At 38.1% G+C, this 17,587-nt stretch carries 18 protein-coding genes and 4 pseudogenes; 8 read left to right on the forward strand and 14 right to left on the reverse strand.

Annotated elements, in window-relative coordinates; all coding sequences use genetic code 11:
- Positions 1 to 13: 13 nt before the first annotated feature.
- The 9 genes from WBM30_RS10785 to WBM30_RS10825 all read right to left on the reverse strand — a co-directional run bounded on the left by WBM30_RS10785 (position 14) and on the right by WBM30_RS10825 (position 8,022).
- On the reverse strand, positions 14 to 1,297 hold the full coding sequence (locus WBM30_RS10785) for a PTS sugar transporter subunit IIC (protein ID WP_086628810.1): 1,284 nt from the start codon (positions 1,295 to 1,297) through the stop codon (positions 14 to 16).
- Between the two features lie 26 nt (positions 1,298 to 1,323).
- Positions 1,324 to 1,632 (reverse strand): PTS sugar transporter subunit IIB, encoded by a 309-nt coding sequence (locus tag WBM30_RS10790; protein WP_424900715.1) that lies wholly within the window; start codon positions 1,630 to 1,632, stop codon positions 1,324 to 1,326.
- Positions 1,633 to 1,684: 52 nt separating this feature from the next.
- On the reverse strand, positions 1,685 to 3,766 hold the full coding sequence (locus WBM30_RS10795; RefSeq protein ID WP_424900716.1) for a BglG family transcription antiterminator: 2,082 nt from the start codon (positions 3,764 to 3,766) through the stop codon (positions 1,685 to 1,687).
- A 437-nt stretch (positions 3,767 to 4,203) separates the two neighbouring features.
- Complete coding sequence (locus WBM30_RS10800; protein ID WP_424900727.1) at positions 4,204 to 4,512, reverse strand: helix-turn-helix domain-containing protein; 309 nt, start codon at positions 4,510 to 4,512, stop codon at positions 4,204 to 4,206.
- Between the two features lie 234 nt (positions 4,513 to 4,746).
- Positions 4,747 to 5,499, reverse strand: a complete 753-nt coding sequence (locus tag WBM30_RS10805) for a class II aldolase/adducin family protein (RefSeq protein ID WP_272162059.1) — start codon at positions 5,497 to 5,499, stop codon at positions 4,747 to 4,749.
- The gene (locus WBM30_RS10810; RefSeq protein WP_424900717.1) at positions 5,492 to 5,776 is read right to left on the reverse strand and encodes a hypothetical protein; all 285 of its coding nucleotides are present in this window, start codon (positions 5,774 to 5,776) and stop codon (positions 5,492 to 5,494) included. Before WBM30_RS10810 ends, WBM30_RS10805 begins: the two co-directional genes overlap by 8 nt.
- Positions 5,777 to 5,809: 33 nt before the next feature.
- Positions 5,810 to 7,201 (reverse strand): PTS galactitol transporter subunit IIC, encoded by a 1,392-nt coding sequence (locus WBM30_RS10815; protein ID WP_424900718.1) that lies wholly within the window; start codon positions 7,199 to 7,201, stop codon positions 5,810 to 5,812.
- 43 nt (positions 7,202 to 7,244) lie between these two features.
- A complete protein-coding gene (locus tag WBM30_RS10820; protein ID WP_424900719.1) occupies positions 7,245 to 7,544 on the reverse strand; it encodes a PTS sugar transporter subunit IIB in 300 nt (99 codons plus the stop codon).
- Positions 7,545 to 7,563: 19 nt separating this feature from the next.
- Positions 7,564 to 8,022, reverse strand: coding sequence for a PTS sugar transporter subunit IIA (locus tag WBM30_RS10825; RefSeq protein ID WP_424900720.1), 459 nt, complete (start codon positions 8,020 to 8,022; stop codon positions 7,564 to 7,566).
- A 362-nt stretch (positions 8,023 to 8,384) separates the two neighbouring features.
- On the opposite strand from WBM30_RS10825, the gene WBM30_RS10830 reads away from it, so the two are divergent.
- Both WBM30_RS10830 and WBM30_RS10835 read left to right on the forward strand, forming a co-directional pair.
- Entirely contained in the window at positions 8,385 to 9,146 is a 762-nt protein-coding gene (locus WBM30_RS10830; RefSeq protein ID WP_424900721.1) for a DeoR/GlpR family DNA-binding transcription regulator, read from the forward strand.
- A complete protein-coding gene (locus WBM30_RS10835) occupies positions 9,143 to 10,093 on the forward strand; it encodes a 1-phosphofructokinase family hexose kinase (RefSeq protein ID WP_424900722.1) in 951 nt (316 codons plus the stop codon). Before WBM30_RS10830 ends, WBM30_RS10835 begins: the two co-directional genes overlap by 4 nt.
- Positions 10,094 to 10,527: 434 nt before the next feature.
- Here the strand turns inward: WBM30_RS10835 and WBM30_RS10840 are convergent, their stop codons facing one another.
- Together WBM30_RS10840 and WBM30_RS10845 are read right to left on the reverse strand one after the other, a co-directional pair.
- A complete protein-coding gene (locus tag WBM30_RS10840) occupies positions 10,528 to 10,665 on the reverse strand; it encodes a hypothetical protein (protein ID WP_424900728.1) in 138 nt (45 codons plus the stop codon).
- Positions 10,622 to 10,837 carry a hypothetical protein gene (locus WBM30_RS10845; RefSeq protein ID WP_424900731.1) on the reverse strand — a complete coding sequence of 72 codons (216 nt, stop codon included), beginning with the start codon at positions 10,835 to 10,837 and terminating at the stop codon, positions 10,622 to 10,624. The genes WBM30_RS10840 and WBM30_RS10845 overlap by 44 nt, the downstream gene beginning before the upstream one ends.
- 780 nt (positions 10,838 to 11,617) lie before the next feature.
- Here WBM30_RS10845 and WBM30_RS10850 point away from each other — a divergent pair.
- The 3 genes and pseudogenes from WBM30_RS10850 to WBM30_RS10860 all read left to right on the forward strand — a co-directional run.
- The gene (locus WBM30_RS10850; protein WP_424900723.1) at positions 11,618 to 12,472 is read left to right on the forward strand and encodes an aldo/keto reductase; all 855 of its coding nucleotides are present in this window, start codon (positions 11,618 to 11,620) and stop codon (positions 12,470 to 12,472) included.
- Between the two features lie 26 nt (positions 12,473 to 12,498).
- A pseudogene (locus tag WBM30_RS10855) lies at positions 12,499 to 13,280 on the forward strand (aldo/keto reductase).
- A gap of 126 nt (positions 13,281 to 13,406) precedes the next feature.
- A pseudogene (locus WBM30_RS10860) lies at positions 13,407 to 13,598 on the forward strand (ATP-binding protein); the annotation flags it as partial.
- 186 nt (positions 13,599 to 13,784) lie between these two features.
- On the opposite strand, the gene WBM30_RS10865 reads toward WBM30_RS10860, so the two are convergent.
- Positions 13,785 to 13,940 (reverse strand): YbjQ family protein, encoded by a 156-nt coding sequence (locus tag WBM30_RS10865; RefSeq protein ID WP_424900729.1) that lies wholly within the window; start codon positions 13,938 to 13,940, stop codon positions 13,785 to 13,787.
- A gap of 3 nt (positions 13,941 to 13,943) precedes the next feature.
- On the opposite strand from WBM30_RS10865, the gene WBM30_RS10870 reads away from it, so the two are divergent.
- Positions 13,944 to 14,063: a transposase gene (locus tag WBM30_RS10870; protein ID WP_424900724.1), complete on the forward strand. Its 120-nt coding sequence runs from the start codon at positions 13,944 to 13,946 to the stop codon at positions 14,061 to 14,063.
- 614 nt (positions 14,064 to 14,677) lie between these two features.
- On the opposite strand, the gene WBM30_RS10875 is transcribed toward WBM30_RS10870, so the two are convergent.
- A complete protein-coding gene (locus WBM30_RS10875) occupies positions 14,678 to 16,225 on the reverse strand; it encodes a BCCT family transporter (RefSeq protein ID WP_424900725.1) in 1,548 nt (515 codons plus the stop codon).
- 341 nt (positions 16,226 to 16,566) lie between these two features.
- Between WBM30_RS10875 and WBM30_RS10880 the strand changes: the two are divergent.
- Both WBM30_RS10880 and WBM30_RS10885 read left to right on the forward strand, forming a co-directional pair.
- A pseudogene (locus WBM30_RS10880) lies at positions 16,567 to 16,823 on the forward strand (transposase); the annotation flags it as partial.
- 285 nt (positions 16,824 to 17,108) lie between these two features.
- Positions 17,109 to 17,315 carry a hypothetical protein gene (locus WBM30_RS10885; protein WP_424900730.1) on the forward strand — a complete coding sequence of 69 codons (207 nt, stop codon included), beginning with the start codon at positions 17,109 to 17,111 and terminating at the stop codon, positions 17,313 to 17,315.
- An 18-nt stretch (positions 17,316 to 17,333) separates the two neighbouring features.
- Here WBM30_RS10885 and gldA read toward each other — a convergent pair.
- Positions 17,334 to 17,587 (reverse strand): annotated as a pseudogene (gldA, locus tag WBM30_RS10890) (glycerol dehydrogenase); the annotation flags it as partial.

Here is a 17,587-nt window from a genome sequence, read left to right on the forward strand (position 1 = left end):
CAATCCTTACTGATTAGAATGCCTTTAAGATTGGGCTCAAGATCCATGCGTACAACATTGCAGCTGCAACTGTATCAACGTCTGTTGCTGTAGCGTTTATGAATCCCATACTATTGAAGATTGTCACTAGAAGTGCCGGCAATAATGTAATGAAGAATCCATGGGCAATACCGCCAATGATTGCTCCTCTGCGGCCGCCTACAGCATTACCGAAGATACCTGCTGTACCGCCAGCGAAGAAGTTTGTCAGCATTCCTGGCAGGATCATTGCTAGTCCGAATGCTGGGAGTGTGAACATAGCGATAATTGTACCGATTGTTGTTGTGATGAATCCCAAAATTACCGCGTTTGGAGAATATGGGAAGAATACTGGACAATCCAATGCAGGGATAGCATCAGGAACTAATTTCATGGCAATACCTCTGAAAGCTGGTACGATTTCGCCTAGCAATAAGCGTACGCCGGCTAACAATACATATACACCAACAACAAATTGGATTGCTTGCAGGAATGCGAACATCAAGTAATGTTGTGCTCCAGGATCGCCTACACCAGGACCAGCAAAGGCTGCTGTGATGACATATAAAGGAACCATAACTACCATTACGGAAAGATAAGTGTCTTGCAGGAATTCAAATGATTCAGGTAATTTGATATCCTCAATCGATTTTTTGTTTTCGCCTTTTTCGCCAAAAATCTTAGCAACGCCGGCTTCGAACAAATAACCAATGGTACAGAAGTGACCCAAAGCGATGTCATTTGATCCAGTGACGATGCGAATGATAGGCTGGGCAATTGCTGGCATTGCTACTGCAAAGATACCACCGACTAGACCACCGACCAGAACTAACGTAATACCTCTTAAGCCTGCAAAGAATCCGAATACAGTGGTCATTGTTGCCATCCATAGAATAGCTTGACCGGTTAAGAAGATATATTTCCATTTGGTGAAACGAGCAATCAGAATATTAAATACAAAGATAGCTAAGAAGGTAAGGGCAATATCTCGGCCTAGCCCCAATTCATTCATGGCTTGACCGTTTATGGCTTCAATCGATGGGATAATACCCTGCATATGGAAACCTGCTGTGAATATCTCCCCAAAGTAAACCAAGCTGCCTACAATGATGCTGGAACCGGCACTTAACACTTGGAATCCCAGCAACGTTTTTAAAGTCCCTGATATAACTTGTCCGGTCGCCTTTTTCTGAAGCAATAAACCCATCATAGCAATTAAAGCAATCGTAATTGAAGCTTGCGTGAGAACGTTATCAATAATAAAATTTACAACACCCATTAATATCACCTCTTATGATTTTTTAATTATAGTGCGCCTTTAGCTGCCAGAACCGGTAAAAGTTTTTCTTCAATTTCAGCTTTGGATACGATATTTTTCAAGTAAACAATGGCTGTCTTTGTTTCATCAATACTGAACTTTTCGAACTGTGACTTGAAATTTTGGGCTGTGATAATAATGTCCGGCTGCATGGATGCAGCACTGGATATATCTACGTGATCCAATTTCGCTTTTACATTGTGGAGATTCAATACATCCTCGGCTGCCATTTGTGCCGCAAAGCTACTACCCAGCCCTGCTCCACATACGAATAGAATATTTACTTTTTTACCCATAAAAATCACGCTCCTATTTCATTTTTTATATTATGGAAATAATTACCATTTCCTAATTACCGAAAAGCAGTTGCTTGAATTCCTCTTCAGATGTCACTTCAGCCAATTGATCGATTTTTTCCTCGTCATTAATCAGATCAATCAGGTTCTTCATAATATTCAAATGGGAAAATGAGTCGACGGCTGATAAGCAGAAAATAATCTTAACCGGATCATTCGTCTCGTGCCCAAAACTTACCGGCTCTTCTAAAGTTGCTACACTCAGTCCAAGCCTGGTAGCTCCCTCTTCCGGTCGCGCATGTGCTAACGCAAGATGTGGACCAATTACAATATAGGGGCCAAACTCCTTAACTGTGTCAATCATTGCCGTTACGTACTGATCTGTTATTGTCCCATCATCAAGCAATGGTTGGGAAACAAGTTTTATCGAATCTTCCCATCCACTCGCTTTAGCGTGGATTATAATACCCGTATCCTTCAAAATGTCTTTGATCATAGGCTGAATCTCCCTTGTATTGAATGACAAACGATTGTTCCTAAAAATTTCTTCCACATCTCCATAAATCTCTTTGGTAATCTTAATATCCTGCTTCTCCATCAGGTTAAGTATGGACGAGAACATCTGCGTCGCATTTTCATGGCGACTTATTAACCTTTTACAATCAGAATTTTGATTTAAGAAGCTGTATATCACTTCCTTACTCTCCCGCTTGATTATTGGGTCGATTACCAACAGCGGTTTTGACACATCTGATATAGGTACAGTGGCAAACACCAAATCCACATCTAGCTTATTGATCAATTCTGTTTCTCTAGAACTAAGGACGGCAAGGACTTCAATATTAAACAGCTCTTTCAGGTTCTCAGCCAAGAGTTTCCCGGTAGCAACACCATGGTTGCAAATGACCACCGCCCGATAACAATATTCAATCTCCTGGTTCAATTCACTTAGCGATGTTGAAAAGTGAATAGTCAGAAATGCGACTTCATCATCAGTAATTTCTTTATTCAAGGTTGTGCTCATTATTTTCGAAAAACTTTCGACTGCTTTGTAAATTTCGCCATAATTGCTCTTGATGTTGTCTTTCATCGGATTAGAGAATTGAGTGTCATAGCGGAGCCGATTCAACAAACCTCCGATATGTTTATACAACCCTTCCTGTAAAGCCGCTTCCTTCTTGGAGAATGGTATTTTTGTTGCATTCTCGACGTATTGAATCAGCTGTATGGACAGAATTTGAGCTTGTGCCCACTCTACGGAGTTGTTCATGTCCTTAGAATTGAATGTATTCAGCATGAATACCAAGTAGTTGAATTCATTTTTATCCGGCGATAATCCGAACCTTTCGAAAATAGCGGTTACAAAAACATGTAAGCCATTGGGCGCATTTTCCGTAGTTCTTACCCAATCTGTATTCTTAACATAAAATCCCATGTTGTACCTGACCATCCAAATGCCAGTAAACAGGATCCGATTTTTTCGGTACAAAGTTTCTTCACTAGAAGAAATAGATTGATCATATAATGCATTGATTTCATTTATGATTCCCATAGGAATATATTTGAAAATAATCTGCTGTACTGTAGATTGATTCTTTATGTTATCTATCAGAGCAACGTTATCGATAGCCTTGTTGACCAGAGAGTACAGCATGGTTCGGATAATTCTTTCCTTCGCTTCAAAAACTAACCCTTGTTTCGGTATGCTCAATACCTCAACGCCGTATTCTTTTAATAACGTTCTTAACCTCCTCATGTCTTCATCTAACGTGCTTTTAGATATTTGGTATTCCTCTTCCTTTTGGTACAGAAAGACTTTATTCTTCCCTAGTGCTATGTCCAGAACTAAGTCGAGTATCCTTTCATCCTTGCTGTAAAATTCGTCTTTTAAATCACTCCCAACAAGGGCCGTTAAATCAATCGTTTGACTTTTACTTAACGTCAACAGAAATCCCTTTCCTCGAATGGTCTCTATGATAGGAAATTGATTATCCACCAAGTAATCATTCAGGTTCTTTATCTCACTCCTCAAAGTCCTCTGACTTAACTTGAACTCCTCGCATAATGTCTCTATGCTAACCGGAAAATCAGATATAACAAATTTTCTCAATAGTTCTAATGATCTATCTCTCATATTCTTTATCTCCTTGTCTGATTGAAGTATACTTTCCCTCCAATAAATTTGTTAGTAGATATTGTTGCCATCTAATTTTGCAAAAATGTAAACGCTATCTTGTTTTCGGGTATATGCAGGTTGAACCCCTTCATCCAGAAGTTGTTCTTCATATGCATTTTATTCATTACAATTAATCATAAAGTATTGATTATACCATCTTCGCAACGAGGGATAAATCATCCTTACAACCAAGATTATCCTCTCGGCAGTTACCACCTCATTTGATCCCTTATTAGATGTTGTAGGACTGGAAATGTTATCAGTTGGCTCCATAATTGTTTCTTTGGTTATGTAAAAAACCTTATCATTAGACTCCAATTGATATGCAAAAAGGACTGCATTAAACCATTTTTGGTTTAGGGCAGTCCTTCTTGTGTTTGATTTTTTATTCTAAGTTATCCGTTGGCAACCCGTTCCTGGATCACATACACATTCTTGCTGTATCTGCCGTTTGCCGACGCATCTTTTCGGATCGTCAGATATCCTCTCTCAACTAATTGTTTCTTATGCTTCCGGAATCGGTTCCTTCCCATATTCAGATCTTCGCAGATAACGGGCACTGAGGGCAATCGCGTGTCTCCCGCTCCGATGCACGCAACGATGTAAGAATAAATTGCCTTCGCCTCAACCGTCAGATTCCCATCAAAAAGACATCTACCTGATTTTCCGTCATATTCATTATTCTCCCTGCTTGTAAAGACGATATGTAACCCTCAACAAGTTACTCTTTCAAAAATTTCGAAATAACAGTATGAATAGTTCTGTAGAATATTAATTTACATCTCTGTTTAATCATTCCAAAAAGATTGTGTTTAAAAATAGATAAAAAGACTACATCAAAACCAGAGTTATACCCCCTCGTTTTGATGTAGCCTCTTGCATTTCATTTAGAGAATCATTGATAAAATAACCATCTTAGCAAACGTTTAGTAAATAGCCTAGTCTCCTCCAGCCGCAACTTTCGCTTTGTTATATATAGAAACTTTATTCTTTAGATCCTCTATAGTTCCTACTTTAGAACCTTTCGAGTAGAATCCATCCATAATTCCTAGCGCTTGGAATATTGCTTGCTTATATGCAATTTCTGCATTCCATTCCACTGTATCTAAAATTTGAAGGGCTTTGTGAATTGCTTCACTCCCAGTCTTACCTTTCGCATTAATTAAAACACCATGACTATCCAAAAGCAGCATATGCGGCAACGACAAGTCATTCGCTCTAATAAATCCACTAGTTAAATCAGCTAATTCTTCTGAACAATTCGGCTCAAAATCCATAACGTAAACAGGTCCAATTTTTTGTGTCGCTTCCGTTAAGTTAGGCATGGGAATGCCACTCGTAGCCCAAAACATTGCATTTGGGGCATGAGCATGTAGCACTGCTTTAATTTCTGGATTTGCATCATAGACCGCTTCATGCATGTTTATTTCACGTGTTAAGCTACCCACACCATCTATTATTTTCCGTGTATGCGGCTCTACAACTAGCACCTGTGCTGCTGAAACTTCTCCAAGATATGCTTCCGACATCATCGTTGGTGTCATAATTATGTATTCTTTACCAAACTCATCTGTTGTTTTAAATGAGAAGTTTCCACCTGCAACATTTGTATTTTTACGTTGAAAGATCACCTTAATAATTTTCGCCATATCTTGGCGCTCTCTCTCAAATAACATACGTCCATCAGACATTTTCATTCCCCCGTTTTTTAAATATTTTGTTAGATTCTAAAACAGTTTGAGTAGCTTCCCGAACTAATTTGACATCTTCTAACTTTTTAATTTGTCTTTCTTCGTACTCTCTGAATAAAATCGAACTCCCATTTCTATAGATATGAAGAGACAACCCTATAACGATTATATTTATTGCATACAACTGTGTTGAAAGTGACACTAAAAATAGAGCACCTGCTAAAAATAATAGTACAGTCCATTTTAGTTTCTCTTTTTCGCTACTTTTATAACCCAATCGAATTGCCCCCACCTCTATATTTTATTAACCTCAGGAATTACTACTTACCGCTTCACTTAATGTTTCAGTTTCTTCAACGTAGCGTTCACTAGGAACTTTCGCATTGTTCATATATCTGTTTAATAAGAAGAATAGTCCAAGGAAAAGAACACATCCAGCTATTGCAAGTACATTCCTATTGAATGCCTCCGCAAACAGGATACGGAACTCAGGCCCTTCAATTGATGACCATGTAATCAATTGTCCTTTTTTAAAGCCTTCAACCGCCCCAGTTTCTTCTGCTAATCCACTTAAAACAGGAGCTAGATAAGTAGCGCTATACAAATAGATCGGCATTGAAATGACACCTAGAACGAGCATACGCGCCAAGTTACCACCAGTTAGCAATAATCCACCTACAGCAATGGAATAGTTGATGATTCCCGCTAACGGCAATACTTGATTTCCAGGTAGAATGATTGAATATCCGATGAAAACAGGAACCAAAAGAATTGCTGTCACCCACACTTCTGATCTACCCGCTAATATCGGCCAGTCTAATCCAATGTATACTTCACGATCCTTAAATCTCTTTTTAATAAACTCAGACATTGCATCCGCCAATGGAGAAAGCGACTGCATAAATAATTTTGAAATCATTGGGAACAGCGCTAAAGCGGTAGCCACTTGGATTGCCAAGTTTAGAGAACCAGAGACCCCATATGCCGCTGCAAAACCAAGACCTAATCCGATAATAAAGCCCATTACAGAGTTTTCAGAGAATATACCAATCTTTTTCTTCAATGCATTAGTGTCTGCACGTTTATTGAAGAATGGAATTTTATCCATCAACATATTCAGCGGCAACAACAATACTGCAGCTGAAGTCATAAAGTGAGTTACAGTTACTAAAGGAATGCCCGTTAAATCTTGAATATGTTTTTGGAACATATCCCCTAGTTTAAGTTCAAGAACTACTTGGATCCCTGCTGTAATGAATCCAGCTACAAGGCTTCCCGAAATATAATAAACCAGATAAGCAGTCAACGCTTTGCCCCATACATTCCACATATCTACGTTCAGAGTTTTCGTCCAGTTAAGGGCCAGCATCACAAAGTTAACACCGATAGTGACTGCGAAAAATACAAATGCATATGCCCATGACCAAGTAATACTCGCAGCACCGGTCCAACCCAAATCAAGAGCTGGGAGATTAATTCCGGTATTCGTAGCCAAGGCTGCTGAGGCAGGGCTAACCGCGTTAGACATGTAGCCAATAACCATTGACATCCCACTGAATGCGATACCTAAAGTCAAAGCTGAGACAAAGGCTTTCTTAAATTTCATACCTGCGAGTAAGCCTAGTAATAAGATAATGAGTGGCACAAAAACCGCCGAACCTAAACCTAAAATATAATTAACAACATCTTGAAAGATTTGCATTTCCAAATACCCTCTTTCCATTTTCTTAGTTTATAACTATCTTTTATTTTACTAACTCACAAATCTGCGAATATACGTTCTCAACACCCATACCCGTTAAAAATGGAATTCCCGGAAAAACCGCTATTCCTAATTCCTTTGCTTTCTCTAATACGTCTTCATCTGGTTGAGCCACATATACATAGATACCTGTCGACGGTAATTCACTTTGAATAGATTTATAATCTACTGCGTCGACTGAAAAACTAATCCCATCATCCTCAAACATACTTGCAATCTTGCTTGCTATTGTCTGACTCGTAGCTACTCCACTACCACATGCTACAATTAATCTTTTTTTCATAATAACAACCTCCTATTAGCTAGATATTTCCAACAAATAATTTATACACTGCTTCAGGTGATTCCGCTAATCGATATTGTTCCACAAATGTCTCGTTCATAAATAAGTTCATAATTGCCTGCAGCAGCCCGACTTGCTCTTTTCCATTTTTGATTCCTAAAAAGAATAAATCCCTAACCGACATCTCTTGGCTATCACCCATTTGCTTGCATGTAACGTCATTTTCCAAACGTGCAATGAAAATGAATGGCTTATTAACATATTCTGGATCAGAATGGGGTAATGCAATGTTTAAGTGCTGAGTAATTAACCCAGTAGGAAATTCCTTTTCTCGTGTGGTTATCCCTTTCAAATAATTATCATTTACCATACCCAATCCGCTTAACCGATTTGCAACAATTTCAAATGCCTCTTCTTCAGTAAAAACATTTACATTTAAATCTACCAAATCCAAACTAAACATGTCCTTGTAACTCATTTCGTCACCTCTCGTACTTTTGATGGCCTTTTTGTTTTACAATGTTATTCTTTAGTTCTATAAAGTTTAACTTTGTTTACTCGCTTAGTATATACCGCTTGCAAAACCTTTGTCAACGTTTTCTTTTAATTTATTCCATTTTTTTGATTATCTTTTTTTCGATTTGTTATTCTCTTGATCATCTTTCCTCTTGATTCCTACGAGTTTAACATTAACTCACAACAAAAACGCTCTTAAATGTTAAAAAGAACAAAAAATCTTTAAGTTTACTATTGAAAAAGGAAAGGAGTATCTATATAATAAGTTAAAACGAACTTTTAGAACAAAGTCGAACACGCATTACTTAGAAAGAAGGGACCCTAATGTTAAAAAAAGAACGACAAAGTAGAATTCTAGATCTCCTTGATGAACATTCATACTTAAGTATTGTAGAAATTGCGGCTCCATTAGACGTTTCAGAGATGACAATTCGACGAGATATCACTGAGTTGGCTAAGGAAAATAAACTAAAAAAATTGTATGGCGGTGCTGAAAAACTTAGTGCCGAAAAAAAAGAGCTCAGTACTCAAGAAAAAATATACGCTAATATAGATGAAAAAAAATATATCGGAAAAGTAATGAATGAAATCATTAAAGACAATTCAACGATTTTTGTTGGAGCTGGTACTACTATCTTATATGCCCTTCAATTGATTAATCGTAAGAATTTATTTTTTATAACAAACAGTCTCATTGCCTTTATGTATTTAAAAGAAAACACCGATTACCGGATTATTCTTACAGGTGGAGAATTTTCGCATGTTACTGAGGAATTTGTCGGTGAGGTTGCAGTGAAATCATTTGAGAACTTAAACATCGATATCGCATTCGCTGCAACTAACGGGATAATAGATAACAATGTCACCACCGCGCAATTTGTTGAAGGCGCTGTTCAAAATGCTGCTTTAGCAAAAGCAAAAATTAAATGTATCGTTGCTGATAGTTCCAAACTCGATGTCTCTGACGTCTACACATTTTGTAATTTAAATGAATTTGATTATCTTATCACTGATGAAAAAATTTCAAAAGAAACTTTAAATCACTATAGCCAATACACTACTATTTTAAAGGAGCATGCAAAATGATTATTACAGTAACGATGAACCCCTCACTTGATCACGCTTATTTTATTGACCACTTCTCCCTGGGAAGAGTCAATAGATTCCTAACGCCAAAGAAATCTATTGGCGGTAAAGGTATCAACGCTGGTAGAACAGCATCTCTCTCTGGTTCAAAAGTAATATTGTCAGGATTTCTTGGCGGGGATCTCGGGGATTTAGTAGGAAGAGACCTAAAAGCAGAAAACTTATTTGAATTAATGATGCTATCTGTCCCCGAAGAAACAAGACGAGCCATTACTGTTATGCATGATGGTAATGTGCATACCGAACTCATTGAAAGCGGTCCCAAGGTCAGCGACGAATTAGCCTTTAACCTTATGAACGAAATTAAAGACAAACTAGAAAAAGAAAACGCATCAGTGATCACTATCAATGGTTCTGTAAATTCCAGCAACAAACATCTATATAAAGACCTTTTGAAATATATTAGATCCGAAATAAATCCCACTATCCCAGTGCTTATGGATATCTCTGGTGAGCAGTTGCTGTCGTTACTGGAAAGTCACGATTTTAAGCCGACTTTTATTAAGCCAAATATCCATGAGCTAGGGGAACTATTGGGTAAATCAATTTCTTCGAAAGAAGTCGCTATTAAGGAACTGTCTAATGAACTATTCGATGGAATTGAGTACATAATGATTTCATGTGGTTCTGAAGGTGCTCTTTTCAAAGCCGGTGATAAATACTACGATGTTACTATTCCAAAAATTAAAATTATTAATCCTACAGGTTCTGGGGATGCTACGGTAGGCGGTTTTGCATACGCTCTTGAACAGAAGTATTCAATTGTCGATACATTAAAGTATTCCATGGCTTGCGGAATGTCTAATGCTCAACATGCTGAAGTAGGTGTAATCAATAAAAAAGACGTTGAAATTTTCATGACTCAGATTGAAGTAAAACAACTTTGATGAATTTAAATTGCTGAAAAAAGATAACCACAAAAAACGACGAAAATCATTTATGGATTCTCGTCGTTTTTCTATATTATATTTTTTCATAATTATTTTCTAACTGTAGTCTGTACATTTTAACGTTTCAGCAACTCCACCATCATCTTCGCCCTTTCCCAGGCGTGCTTTCAACGGTGATTGATCCCTCCACAGATTCACGAAGCAGCCAGTGTCGGTGATATGGAAGTAGACTTGATTCTGTTCGATGATAATTTTGTATTTGAGGATAGACTCCTCCAATTGTCTGAAACATATTTCAGATGGAAACACACTCCTTTCTTTAGATATGTGAAAATCCTTACCACCAGGCTCCAATTGATATGCAAAAAGGACTGCATTAAACCATTTTTGGTTTAGGGCAGTCCTTCTTGTGTTTGATTTTTTATTCTAAGTTATCCGTTAGCAACCCGTTCCTGAATCACATACACATTCGTGCTGTATCTGCCGTTTACTGACACATCTTTTCGGATCGTCAGATACCCGTGCTCAACCAATTGTTTCTTGTGCTTCCGGAATCGGTCCCTTCCCATATTCAGATCTTCGCAGATGACAGCCACCGATGGTAACCGCTCCGATGCACGCAGCGATGTAACAATAAATTGCCTTCGCCTCAACCGTCAGATTCCGGTCACTCATCACCATTCTCGGAATCTTGCCACGTCCCATCGAAAATACATCTATTTCGTTTTCCGTCTTATTCATTACTCTTCCGGCTTTCCTTTTATGTGCTTAGACCTCATCGTTGCCGTGAAAGCAAATCGCTATCCTGGTCTCTACTTATAAAGACGGTGAGGAGGTTGAATGTGTACCCTCAAAAAAATAATTCCGGCAAAAGTTTTTAATTATCTTTAAAATCCAGGGCAAGTAAAATACTTGCTATGGTCTTAACTCCACGGTTTAGAATAGGCTTATCAATACAATCAAGAATACATGCAACTCTTGATTCCTGATTATACTTATCAATGATAAGGGAGAATTATTATGACAACACACGCTATTCAACGCAGTTGCAGGATTCATTGCTGAACACGCACGCTTTGTTCATATGGGCATCACTTTTGACAAGTCCGGGGAGCTGGAATTGTTTAATGACAAAACCTTCATTTTCAAAGCGGTTGATATTTCAGAGGAATAAGTTGAGGACTACGGTAGCACCGCTATTAATTTCAAAAAACTTCTCTTAACAGCGGTTATTGGGGGAAATGAAGTACAGAATCCTTTTGTAATCTCAGAAGTCTTCACAAAGACTGAAGATGGCTGGAAATTAGCTGCCGAAACCTATACACGAGTAGCCACTGATTTTGATACATATAAAATGTGAGGAACTCGGATAGGCTTACGATGCTGTTCGTTACTGCGAAAGTGTTAAACTATGTGAAGGAGATGCGCAAAAGATCAATTTTTACTTTCAAGAATACATTTACAATATTCTCCCGCTTTTTTTGAAAAATAGCGGCGCTTTTACTAAATAAGGAGGAAACAATGAGATATACAACTTTAAATAATAATGAGATTATTCCTAACCTCGGGATCGGGACTTATCGGATCCGTCCAACAGATGCCGAACGTTCCGTGGAACATGCCTTGAAAAACGGGTATCAATTGATTGATACGGCAAATATTTACATGAATGAAAAAGCTGTGGGTCGTGCCATCAAAAAAACAGGCATCAATCGAAGCGAGATTTTCCTGACCTCCAAAATCTGGCCGACAGAATATAAATATGAAAAAGCGAAGCAAGCCATTGAGGATACCCTAAACCGTTTAGGCGTGGATTACCTTGATCTCATGCTTTTACACCAACCAGTAGGCGATTATCTAGGCGCTTGGAAAGCTATGGAAGAGGCTGTTAGTACTGGGAAAATTAAGGTTATTGGCCTTTCTAACTTTACAGGACATGAATTGGACAAGGTGCTGGCTGAAGGAACCATCAAACCTGCTGTTGTGCAGGTGGAATGCCACCCATATTTCCAACAAAAAGATTTGAAAGCAAAACTTGCTAAGGACAATATTGCGCTTGAAGCTTGGTATCCACTTGGTTCAGCTGACAAAGCCTTGCTTGCCGAACCAATCTTTACAGAATTGGCAAGTAAATACAATAAATCCGTTGTACAGATCATCTTGCATTGGCATGTCCAAACAGGAAATATTGTCATTCCAGGCTCTAAAAATCCGGCTCACATAGACAGTAATCTGGATATTTTTGATTTTGAACTGACAGCGGCTGACTTGGAGCAAATCGCCCAAATGGACAAAGGTAAACGTTTCTTAAATCTGCCAAAATGGATGCACCGTCTGTTTTTGCTGGCACACATCAACTACGATAAGCAAGCTTAAAAAAGTTTTCAAAAAACGGAATCAAAATGCCTATGGTTGGTTTTGGCGTTTTCCAAATTCCAGACCCAGTAGTTTGTCAAGAAGTCGTCGAAGAAGCTATCAAAACAGGTTCCCACCTCATTGATACAGCGCAAGCCTATGGTAACGAAGAAGCAGTAGGCAAAGCCATCAAGGCCTCAGGTGTGCCCCGCGAGGAACTCTTCATCACGACAAAACTTTGGATTTCAGACATGAGTTATGAAGGCGCCAAAAAAGCTTTCGCTGAATCCCTTGCAAAACTTGATCTGGAATATGTTGATCTCTATCTTCTTCATCAACCTGTCGGTGATACTTTTGGCGCTTGGCGTGCGCTGGAAGAACTTTACAGTGAAGGCAAAATCAAAGCTATCTGTGTGTCTAATTTCAAGAACGATCAATTAGCTAACTTGTCGATTTTTAATAAGGTAACGCCAGCTGTGAACCAAGTTGAGTTGCATGTCTTCCACCAAAAGCAAGCTGCCCAAGACTACATGGCGTCAAAAGGTATCCAAATTGAAAGTTGGGGCGCTTTTGCTGAAGGCAAATTCGACGTCTTCACCAACCCAGTTCTGAAGGAAATCGCTGGCAATTACAACGTGGTGTCGTTTCCCTTTCCAAATCAGCAAATCCAGAACGTGTGCGCCAAAACTTCAACATCTTTGATTTCGAACTACCTGCTGATGATATGGAAAAAATTGCTACAATCAACACGGATACAACCGTTTATGCTGACCACCACGATGCGCAAACAATTGAAACCTTAGCTGGTTATATCGGAAAATCATATTAATTTGAAATAAAGTCATCAACTTAGTGAAAAGGGGAGAGAAATCTCACCTTTTTTTATTGCCTACCCTCTCGGCATCGGCATGAACTCGGACGAAATAGCCAACATCTTTAACAGTATTATCAAAGCGATCCCAACGATAACGGCCGCGGCTTGGGGCTTGGGCTGGCTATCGTGAGCCGGATTATTTCCCTGGCGAAGGGGCAGATTGCGGTCAAAAGCGAAAAAGATGGAGGGAGTGCATTTACGGTAATTTTGCCTGACGAAATGGATCGTAAGCCAAGTTTACAAAATCCCGTCATTCATTCAGCTATAATATGACAGAAAGTAGTCGTCTATCCATGCAGCATAATTTTACTTTAGATTTCCTATCCTTTTAAAATATTCATGTACTTATCAAAAAAGAACGCAAATGAACGATGTCATTTGCGTTCTTGAAAGTAACCTGTAGAGACAGTTGATGACTCCTCCTACATATTTACAAACAATATACGTTCCTATGCTGTTTTATTTAAATTTAACAGCGGTTCCATATGCGATCACTTCAGCTGCGCCTTGCATAATTGCAGAGGAAGCATACCGAATATTTACAACTGCATCCGCCTCTAACGCAGTCTCTTCGTCAACCATCCGCTTTGTTGCTATAGCCCTGGCCTCATTCATCAAATGTACCGGTCCCGCTGGGAGATCGAACTGTTTTTCAAGCAATTGAAGCAACAGACGACCATCAAAAAAATTTTCAGTCGTGATGAAGATGGCTTAAAAACCAGGTCTATCTTGCTTTAATTTCACAACTTCTCACCTTTCTGGTCAAACTGGAAACACAATCTGTTCTTTCTAGCTTGAAAATCCAACGATACCTATTTGCTTCCCTATGGTAAGCTAATGAGCTTTGGGAGACAACCTAGATTCCCTGGAACACCTAACTAGGATTGAATAAGAATACCGTCAAATCAATGTTTCAACGGTATTTTTAGGTCCGATACCTAGTTAGGTGTATCGTAACACATAACTAGGTTTACCTTAACTTGAAAATGCTTGAGAACCAATTAAATCAATGCTTTATGGTGATTTTTAGCTTTTTCATAGTTAGGCGTTCCGGGAATCCAGGAGACAAGGATCCGAGGGAAACCGACCAAGTCAAGATGAACGGAAGCTTGACGCTAGAAAAGGGAATAAATACAAATTGATATAGTTGATCATTATTATAATCTGGAGAAAGTCATCTTTCTGCGTGAGCATAAGAATTTTTTTGTTTTTTTTCAAAAAACAATTTAGAAGAAGTCTTTCAAGTGTTTATGCAACACTAGTGAATTCAGGTCTATATATATTTTCAAACAAAAATCTTACCATACTAAATAAATTTCTTTGACTATATGCTTTGCCATAGGCTTTTTTAATTAATCTATAGGTTTACCATCCTTTGTATAATCTTCTTTAAACGAATCATATTTCATAGGATTTTTAGCCACTAATATAATACAATATGCCATAGCTAATTCAAGAAACATTGATGGGAACCCTCCAAGATTAGATAACATCTTCATACCATCTATTCCTGCAAATGATAACATTATCCATGATACAACACAAAGAAGTACTCCCCAGAATGTTTTCATTACTATTGAAGGTTCTGGACTTTCTGGTGATATACCAGTTGTACTCATTCCACCCATGGAAGAAGTCATTGCATCTGCTCCTGTAACATAAGATAAGAATCCAGTAAATATAAAAATAGGTATAATTATAGAGGCCAGTGGATAATTTGATAAGAAAAGGTAAACAGCTGCTTCGGGTCCTTGTTTCGTTACTGCTTCAGCTATTGGAACTCCCTGAAATTGAGAAAATATTGCTCCTCCACCGAATATAGACATCCAAATCATCCCAAAAACTGATGGAAGAAAGAAGTTTGTCATAATAAGGTCCTTAACTTTGTATCCGTAAGAAATTCTACCAAGAAATAATCCAGCTATGGGAGCCCAAGCAAGCCAATTTGCCCAGTAGAACATTGTCCATCCTTGTGGCCATGGATCCCCTTCAACAATACCAGTAAATAAACTTTTTTCAAAAAAATGAGATATAAAGTTAGCAAAAGATTCTACACCTAAATTAAGTATATATACTGTTGGACCTACAACAAATACAAATATTGCAAGCCCAATAAAAATCCATGTGTTTATCTGAGAAAGATTCTTAACCCCATTCATAAGTCCCGTTACAGCTGAAATTACGAAGGCTGCAACTATAGCTATATCAACGAAAAGCCACAATGTAGAATTACTCTGAATTCCAAACAAATAATTAAGTCCTCCAGAAACTGTAAGTACCCCTGTTCCAAGTGAAGCTGCCATACCTGCTACTAATGCAAAAAGGCATATAGCATCAATTGCCTGCCCTGCGATTCCATAGGATTTTTCTCCAATCAAAGGATATAATGTGGATCCTATACTATAAGGCTTTTTCATATTGTAATATACAAAAGCAAAAATAATTGTAGGAATAGTATATATAGCATATGGTGTAAAAGTCCAATGCAACATTAATGTTGACAATGAGAATATGGCTGCCTGTGGTGAATTTGGTGCAATACCTAATGATTGTGGCGGTGCTACTAAATGATACATTGGCTCCGCAGTCGCCCAAAAGAGAATTCCAATAGCAATACCTGTAGTTAAAGTGATTGAGAACCACTCAAATTTACCTAGCATTGGCCTCGCTTTAGAACCTCCAATTTTTACTTTTCCAAAAGGAGAAAAATATAATCCTACAACAATTATTAAAAAAAAGATTCCACTTAGACTAAATAGCCAACCAAAATTCACTAAAATCCATGTATTTGCATCATTTACTATTTTTTCGAAAGCATCTTTATTAGCAAAATTCATAATTACTGCTGCTAATAATAGAATAACCGGTGGGAAAAACACTAAAGGTTTTATCTTTTTCATTATACAACCCCTCCTACTCATTTTTATTAATCAGATCATAACTGTTTAACATATACTTCACTTAATTATTGGCATTAAAACTATGTATTTTTATATTTCCAATCTGTGTTTACAGACAAATTCCATGTAAATGGTGTAATAGAAATTATTTTATAAAAGTAAATTGCATACCATCACTATTTCTATCCTGAATAATGCATACATTTTCAAGTAACTTCTTTTAGCGTTGCTATGGCAACATTTTTCCTTTGTTCAATTGACACCCTTTGGGCGTACAAAAAGAACCCCAATCTGATATGGTTAAGTTCCACAACACAACCATATCAGATTGGGGTCTCTCAATGGCTACATTACATGAAAAAACATGAATTTCAACTCTAAAATCACGGTTTCAAACACTGGTGGAAATTTATCTACCGATTCTGGGCTAATCCTCGTTAAAGAATTTATGGATTCCCTTTATTTTTCGGATCTGTCTCAACAATTTCTAGAAATAGAATACACGCGACTTTATCATACCCATGATAATTTTTCTTTGATGGAACAGCTGATTTATCAAAATATCGCTGGCTATTCAACCGATTCTTCCGCAAACGTCTCTCTTCAGAGATTCTGATTGAAATCAATGAACTTATTCTCAATCCAGCAGAGGACTTAGAAAAAGATTCCCAAGCTGACGACAATGACGATGATGACAACGATTCGCCAAGATCTGCGAATGAAGGAACATTACTGCTTGATGCCACTTGCGCGCCTTCAGAAATCAAGTTCCCGCAAGATACAGAGCTGTTGAACGAATACCGGGAAAAGCCAAGAATCCGGTGGATTTTGGAGCCAAACTGGACATGAGCATAACCAATGGTTACGCTAGAATCGAGTAGAGATCGAAAGAGGCTTCAGCCTGGCGAAAAGAAAATACGGGCTCAGGCTTATTCGAACGCGCCTTGAAGAGACCAGTCTATGTGTGATTGCTTTATCCATAGTTACAATGAACCTGTCTAAAGTTTCATTGCGCATTTTTTTGAATATCATCCGATGGATGATATTACCAAGAATTGAACCCTTGATAAACCCGTATGCTAAAAATTAGGGATTTATTCAGCAGGCATTACTTACTTTTATTTTTGTATGATTTTCCTAGTGCGTCAGCTACCTTGATCGCTGCTTTTACTTGTTCAACATCAACTGGGAAGGGCATAGAATGAATTGATTCTTCTGGAATGCAAGATTTCTCAGCTACTTCAGTTAATTGCTCATCAGTGATGCTCTTAACGCCGATATCCTCTAGACAAACTGGTAATCCAATCGATAAAGAGAAGTCTAGTACTTCGTACAACTCTTCCGAGGGAGCGTTTTCAAGAA

Origin of the sequence: Trichococcus sp., assembly GCF_049684335.1 — a bacterium.
Classification (GTDB): Bacteria; Bacillota; Bacilli; order Lactobacillales; family Aerococcaceae; genus Trichococcus.